This is a genomic window from Amycolatopsis pittospori (genome assembly GCF_013870525.1).
Classification (GTDB): Bacteria; Actinomycetota; Actinomycetes; order Mycobacteriales; family Pseudonocardiaceae; genus Amycolatopsis; species Amycolatopsis pittospori.
This window is the reverse complement of the sequence record NZ_JACBXD010000164.1, coordinates 1-6679: the sequence shown is the minus strand read 5'-3', so window position 1 is coordinate 6679 and position 6679 is coordinate 1. Positions and strand designations below refer to the sequence as shown.

The 6679-nt window shown below is 70.2% G+C and carries 6 protein-coding genes and 1 pseudogene; 6 read left to right on the top strand and 1 reads right to left on the bottom strand.

The window, feature by feature from the left end:
* Positions 1-323 precede the first annotated feature (323 nt).
* Genes H5J31_RS39045 through tsaE form a run of 6 tightly spaced genes read left to right on the top strand, consistent with a single transcriptional unit; the run spans position 324 to position 6388 of the window.
* Positions 324-1139: a DeoR/GlpR family DNA-binding transcription regulator gene (locus tag H5J31_RS39045; RefSeq protein ID WP_181777682.1), complete on the top strand. Its 816-nt coding sequence runs from the start codon at positions 324-326 to the stop codon at positions 1137-1139.
* Positions 1129-2565 carry a xylulokinase gene (xylB, locus tag H5J31_RS39040; RefSeq protein WP_181777681.1) on the top strand — a complete coding sequence of 479 codons (1437 nt, stop codon included), beginning with the start codon at positions 1129-1131 and terminating at the stop codon, positions 2563-2565. Before H5J31_RS39045 ends, xylB begins: the two co-directional genes overlap by 11 nt.
* 4 nt (positions 2566-2569) lie before the next feature.
* A complete protein-coding gene (locus H5J31_RS39035; RefSeq protein WP_181777680.1) occupies positions 2570-3661 on the top strand; it encodes an ABC transporter ATP-binding protein in 1092 nt (363 codons plus the stop codon).
* A gap of 29 nt (positions 3662-3690) precedes the next feature.
* On the top strand, positions 3691-4830 hold the full coding sequence (alr, locus tag H5J31_RS39030; RefSeq protein WP_181777679.1) for an alanine racemase: 1140 nt from the start codon (positions 3691-3693) through the stop codon (positions 4828-4830).
* A complete protein-coding gene (locus H5J31_RS39025) occupies positions 4827-5924 on the top strand; it encodes an alpha/beta fold hydrolase (protein ID WP_181777678.1) in 1098 nt (365 codons plus the stop codon). The genes alr and H5J31_RS39025 overlap by 4 nt, the downstream gene beginning before the upstream one ends.
* Positions 5924-6388, top strand: a complete 465-nt coding sequence (tsaE, locus tag H5J31_RS39020; RefSeq protein WP_181777677.1) for a tRNA (adenosine(37)-N6)-threonylcarbamoyltransferase complex ATPase subunit type 1 TsaE — start codon at positions 5924-5926, stop codon at positions 6386-6388. The genes H5J31_RS39025 and tsaE overlap by 1 nt, the downstream gene beginning before the upstream one ends.
* A 41-nt stretch (positions 6389-6429) precedes the next feature.
* Here the strand turns inward: tsaE and H5J31_RS39015 are convergent.
* A pseudogene (locus tag H5J31_RS39015) lies at positions 6430-6679 on the bottom strand (carboxyl transferase domain-containing protein); the annotation flags it as partial.

Genomic DNA, 6679 nt, shown 5'->3' with positions numbered 1-6679 from the left:
CGCTCGCGGCCGCCGGTGCGCCCACCTCGGCGTCCGGCATCCTCGACGCCGTCCCCAATGCCGTCCGAGCCATCCGAACCCTCGCCTCCTGACCCCCGACGACCTGCGTTTAGCCCCCTAACCGCGCTCTGATGGCACCTGCCCGCAGAGCGCGATTAGGGGGCTAAACGCAGGTCGTCGGCGTGAGGGGCAGGTGAGCGGAAATGCGAGAGTTATCGAGTTACGTGTTAACTCCGGGCGAATAATCTGGTAAGAAGCAGGTGTGAGCGCCGACACCCACCCCGCTGAGACCGCGATGGTCCTGGTCGTGAACGGTGTCGCCCATGTCTAAGACCAGGCCATCGGACGCCGCCGTCGAGCACCGGCGCCAGGAGATCCTCGACCACGTCATCGCCGCCGGCGAGGTCCGCATCGACGATCTCACCGCCCGCTTCGGCGTCAGCCTGATGACGATGCACCGCGACCTCGACGACCTCGCCGAGCGTCGCCTCCTCCGCAAACTCCGCGGCAAGGTCGAGGCCTACCCGGCGACGACCATGGAGTCCGCCGCCCGCTTCCGCGACACCTTCAACCAGGCCGCGAAGGACGCGCTCGGCGATGCCGCCGCGGCGCACGTCCACTCCGGCCAGACGGTCTTCGTCGACGACTCGACGACGCTCTTCCCGCTCGTTCGCCGCCTCGGCGCGATCGAAGACCTGACCGTCATCACGAACTCGCTCGAAGCCGCGCGCATCCTCGGCCCGGTCAAGAGCGTCGAGGTCGTTCTCGCCGGCGGCCGCTACCACCACGAGTACGACTCGTGTGCCGGTCCGGACGTCCTCGCGTTCCTCGAGCGCACGCACGCCGACATCGCGTTCGTTTCGGTCGCCGCGGTCGCCGTCGGCCGCCTGTTCCACCCGGTCCAGGACTACGCCGCGCTCAAGCGGGCGGCGATCCGGACCGCGAGCCGCAACGTCCTGGTCGTCGACAGCTCCAAGTTCGGCCGCACCGCCACGTTCGCGCATGGCGACATCGGCGACTACGACCTCCTGATCACCGACGAAGAGGCGCCGACCGAAGAGATCGAGGCCGCGCTCAACGCGGGAACGGCCATCGAGCAGGTCGAGTGCGACCCGGAGGGGCCGGAATATGAAATCTGACCTGGTCGCCGGAATCGACTCGTCGACGCAGTCGACGAAGGTCGTCGTCTGCGACGCGGCCACCGGCGAAATCGTCCGCACCGGCCGCGCTTCGCATCCCGACGGCACCGAGGTCGCGCCCTCGGCCTGGTGGGACGCGTTCCGCGAGGCCACGAACGGCCTGCTCGACGGCGTCGGCGCGATCGGCGTCGGCGGCCAGCAGCACGGCATGGTCACCCTCGACGCGGCGGGCGAGGTCGTCCGGCCCGCGTTGCTGTGGAACGACACCCGCTCCTCGAAGGCCGCCGAAGACCTCGGCGCCGAACTCGGCCCCGAGAACTGGGCGAAATCCGTCGGCTCGCTCCCGGTCGCCAGCTTCACCGTCACGAAGCTGCGCTGGATGGCGGAAAACGAGCCGGAACTGGCCGATCGCGTCGCCCGCGTCCTGCTGCCGCACGACTGGCTGACCTGGCGGCTGCTGGGTGACGGCGCCGAGCCGGTCACCGACCGCGGCGACGCCTCCGGCACCGGGTACTTCTCGCCCGCCACCGGCACCTACCGCCAGGACCTCCTCTCGCACGCCTTCGGCGGCCGCACCCCCGAACTCCCCAAGGTCATCGGCCCGGCCGAAGCCGCGGGCCGCACGCCGGACGGCATCCTGGTCTCGGCCGGAACCGGCGACAACATGGCCGCCGCGCTCGGCCTCGAACTGGCCCCCGGCGACGTCGTCGTCTCGCTGGGCACCAGCGGCACGGTCTTCGGTGTCTCCGAGACCGCGAGCGCCGACCCCTCCGGCATCGTCGCCGGATTCGCCGACGCCACCGGCCGTTTCCTGCCGCTGGCCTGCACCCTCAACGCCGCCCGCGTGCTCACCGCGACGTCCGCGATGCTCGGCGTCGAACTCGGCGAGTTCGACAAGCTGGCGCTTGCCGCCGAGCCCGGCTCCGGGGGCCTCACCTTCCTGCCGTACCTGGACGGCGAACGGACGCCGAACCTCCCGGACGCCAAGGGCACGCTTTTCGGCCTGACCCGGTCGAACATGACTCCCGAGAACCTCGCCCGCGCCGCTGTCGAAGGCATGTTGTGCGGGCTCGCGGCCGGGCTCGACGCCCTGCGCGAACAGGCACTCGAGGTCCACCGGGTGCTCCTGATCGGCGGTGGCGCGCAGTCGGCCGCCGTCCGCGCGGTCGCGCCGATCGTGTTCGGCGTGCCCGTCGTCATCCCCGAAGTCGCCGAATACGTCGCGGTCGGCGCCGCGCGTCAGGCGGCTTGGGCCCTCGCTTCCAGCACGGAACCTCCCCGCTGGCAGGAAGACCACGGCAAGACCCGGCTCGAGCTGGCCGAGCCGACCGAGGCGGAGCGCGCCGAGGGGCAGCTGATCCAGCAACGGCATCTCGACGCCCGCGAACTCGGGCACGGCATTTCCGCGAAACCGAAAGAGGACTGAACCGATGGCCACGATCACCTACGACAAGGCGACCCGGCGCTACGCGGGTTCCGAGCGGCCCGCTGTGGACGCACTCGACCTCGAGATCGCCGACGGCGAGTTCCTCGTGCTGGTCGGGCCTTCCGGCTGTGGCAAGTCCACCAGCCTCCGGATGCTCGCCGGCCTCGAGGACATCGACGAAGGCGCCGTCTGGATCGGCGACCGCGACGTGACGCAGCTGCCACCGCGCGCCCGCGACATCGCGATGGTCTTCCAGAACTACGCGTTGTACCCGCATATGACCGTGGGCCAGAACATGGGCTTCGCGCTGAAGATCGCGGGCCGTCCGGCCTCGGAGATCAAGCAGAAGGTGCTCGACGCGGCGAAGCTGCTCGACATCGAGCAGTACCTCGACCGCAAGCCGAAGGCGCTCTCCGGTGGTCAGCGCCAGCGTGTCGCGATGGGCCGCGCCATCGTGCGTGAGCCGCAGGTCTTCCTGATGGACGAGCCGCTGTCGAACCTCGACGCCAAGCTGCGTGTCTCGACGCGTACGCAGATCGCCGCGCTGCAGCGCCGCCTCGGCGTCACCACCGTGTACGTCACGCACGACCAGGTCGAGGCCATGACGATGGGCGACCGGGTCGCGGTGCTCTCGGACGGTCTCCTGCAGCAGTGCGACACCCCGCGCGCCCTGTACGACCGGCCCGCAAACGCTTTCGTCGCCGGGTTCATCGGCTCGCCCGCGATGAACCTCGTCACCGCGAAGCTCACCGAAGACGGCGCCGAGCTGGGTGGCGCGCGTGTGCCGCTGACCCGCGAGATCCTCGCGAAGGCCGAAGGCGACACGGTCACCCTCGGCTTCCGTCCGGAATCCCTCGAGGTGACCACCAGCGAAGACGGCACGCTGCCGATCAAGGTCGACCTCGTCGAGGAGCTCGGCTCCGACGCGTATGTGTACGGCAAGCTCGCCGAGAGCGACGCCGAGGGCACGAAGTCGAACGTCGTCACCCGTGTGGACCCGCGCACACCGCCGGTCATGGGCGACACCCTGCACCTGCGGATCCGTCCCGACGAGCTGCACGTGTTCTCCGCCACCACCGGGGCGCGCCTGTCCTGAGCCCGGTCCGTGGGAAACTGGTGGTCGTTATGACCGCCAGTTTCCCTCGTGCCGAGGTCGTCATCGACCTGTCCGCCATCCGGCACAACGTCGCCCTGCTCGCATCCCGTGCCGCCGGGGCCCAGACGATGGCCGTGGTCAAGGCCGACGGCTATGGCCACGGAGCGCTCGAAGTCGGTCGGGCCGCCATCGAAGGCGGAGCGACCTGGCTGGGCACCTGCTCCTTCGACGAAGCCCTGAAGCTGCGTCGCGCCGGAATCGGCGCCCGGCTCCTCAGCTGGCTCGACACCCCCGAAGTCGACTTCGCAGCCGCTGTCGCCGAAGACATCGACGTCGCCGTCAGCTCTCTCGACGAGCTGGCCCGCGTGGCCGACGGCGCGCGCCGCGCACGCGACATTAGCGGGCTAAACGCGATCTGCCGGGTGCACCTGAAGATCGACACCGGACTCTCCCGAAATGGCTGCCCACCTGCGGAATGGCCGGCGCTCGTCCACGCCGCGGCGGCCGCGAAGCCGCTCATCGAGGTCGTCGCGATCTGGTCGCACCTCGCCTGCGCCGACGAGCCGGGGCACCCCTCCATCGACGCGCAGGCCAAGCGGTTCGACGAGGCCTACGACATCGCCCTCGCAGCCGGGCTGAACCCGATGCGGCACCTCGCGAACTCGGCCGCCGTGCTGACCCTGCCGGACCTCCACTTCGACCTCGTCCGCCCCGGGATCGCGATCTACGGGCTGAACCCGGTGCCCGCCGCCGAGGATCTGCGCCCGGCGATGACCTTCAAATCGTCGGTCGTGCTGACGAAGCGGATCGCCGCCGGTGAGTCCGTTTCGTACGGGCACACGTGGACGGCCGAGCGTGACACGACCCTCGCCCTGGTCCCGGTCGGTTACGCCGATGGTGTGCCGCGGACGCTTTCGGGACGGATGGACGTCTGGCTCGCCGGACGCCGCCGCCCGGTGGTCGGCCGCGTCTGCATGGACCAGCTGGTCGTCGACTGCGGAGACGACGAACCGGCCGTCGGCAGCGAAGTGGTCCTCTTCGGGCAGGGCGCGTTTGGCGAGCCCACGGCCCGGGAATGGGCTGACAAGCTGGGGACGATCGACTACGAGATCGTGACCTCGATGTACCGCCCGCGGATCCACCGGACGTATCTGGAGGCAGGCTCGTGACACCTTCACGACGACTGCTGGCCATCGTCGGCGGGGTCGGGGCGGTGGCCACCGGCACCGCCGCCGCGATCGCCGTCGCCGCACAGCAGCGGCGGCAGAGTGAGGATCCGTTCGTGGACGAGCCGTTGGGGGATCTTGAACCGGACCGGACATCGACGGTCGCGGCGGAGGACGGTACGCCGCTAGCGGTCGAGGAGATCGATCCGGCCGATGGGGGCGAACCGGAGCTGACCGTTGTCGGCGTACACGGCTTCGCGCTGTCGAAGCGTTGCTGGCACTTTCAGCGTCGAGACCTCGCTTCACTGAAGCTGCCACGCGTGAAGCAGGTCTATTACGACCACCGCGGGCACGGGCAATCCGGTGCCGCGAACGCCGAGTCCAGCACCATCGAGCAGCTGGCGCGGGACCTCGACATGGTCCTGCGTTCGGTGGTGCCGGAGGGGCCCGTCGTGCTCATGGGGCACTCGATGGGCGGCATGGTGATCATGGAGCTCGCCTCGGAGCATCCTGAGCTGTTCGAAGACCGCGTAGGCGGCGTCGCGTTCATCGCGACCGCCGCGGGCGAAGTCGGCGCTCGGGGACTGCCGCGATCACTGCTTTCGAAGTACAACCCGCTCACGCGAGGCGTCGGCGGGCTGGCCGGCTGGCAGCCGGGGCTGGTCGAATTCGTGCGAGCGGCGGGTGGACAGTTGACCCGGCAGGCCGTGCGGCGGCTGGCTTTCGGCAGCCGGGACGTCTCGCCGCGCCTCGTCGACTTCATGCTGGAAATGCTCGAAGTGACGCCGGTGCGCGGACTCGTCAACTTCGTCGACACGCTGGGCAGCCACAACCGCTACGCCGCGCTTGCCGGGCTGAAGCACGCGCACGTGCTGGTCATCGGCGGCGATTCCGACCGGTTCACGCCGATCGCGCACGCGGAGCGGATCGCGGCGGAGCTACCGGACGCGGACCTGGTGCGCGTGCGCGGCGCGGGGCACATGGTGCAGCTGGAACAGCCGGAGCTGGTGAACAGCCACCTCATCGACTTGTTGCAACGGTGCACGGGCACCGATGGTGAAAACCCTGACCGGCGAACCTGGTGGTGGCAGCGCTGATGAATTTCGCTTTCCCGACTCCCGAGTCGACCATGGATTTCGGGCGCGAACTCGGACGTTCGCTGCGCGCGGGCGACTTGGTGTTGCTTGCCGGGCCGCTCGGCGCGGGCAAGACGACGCTGACCCGCGGCATCGCGGACGGCCTCGGCGTCGGCGGGCGGGTCAGCTCGCCGACGTTCGTGATCGCCCGGGTGCACCCGGCGGGCGACGCCGGGGTCGCCTTGGTGCACGTCGACGCGTACCGGCTCGGCGGGGACCTCTCGCAGCTCGACGACCTCGACCTCGACACCGAACTGGAGCGGTCCGCTCTGGTCGTCGAATGGGGCGAGGGCGCCGCGGAGCGGCTGTCGGACGACTACCTCGTCGTCCGCCTGGACCGCCGCGACGACGATGTCCGGGTGGTCACCCTGGAGCCGCACGGCACCTGGGCCTCCCGCGCGCCCGACCTGCGTTTAGCGGGCTGATCGCGATCTGTGCGGTGGCGGCTCGACCTGCGTTTAGCCCCCTAATCGCGATTTGAGCGGGGGACGACGGAGCGCGCGATTCCCAGGTCGACCAGGTCTTGGGGGCGTAGCCGCAGGCGGTCCGCGAGGGCGGGGACGTCGGCGGCGGGCAGCTTGAGGATCGCCGCGGCCGCCTCGGGCGACGTCACCGAGAAGTACGCGTCGGGTGTCACCCAGGTCGACCCCGGCGCCGCGAACGCGAGCGCGCCACCTGACCCGCCTTCCCCGATCACCAGCGTCGTGATCGGCACC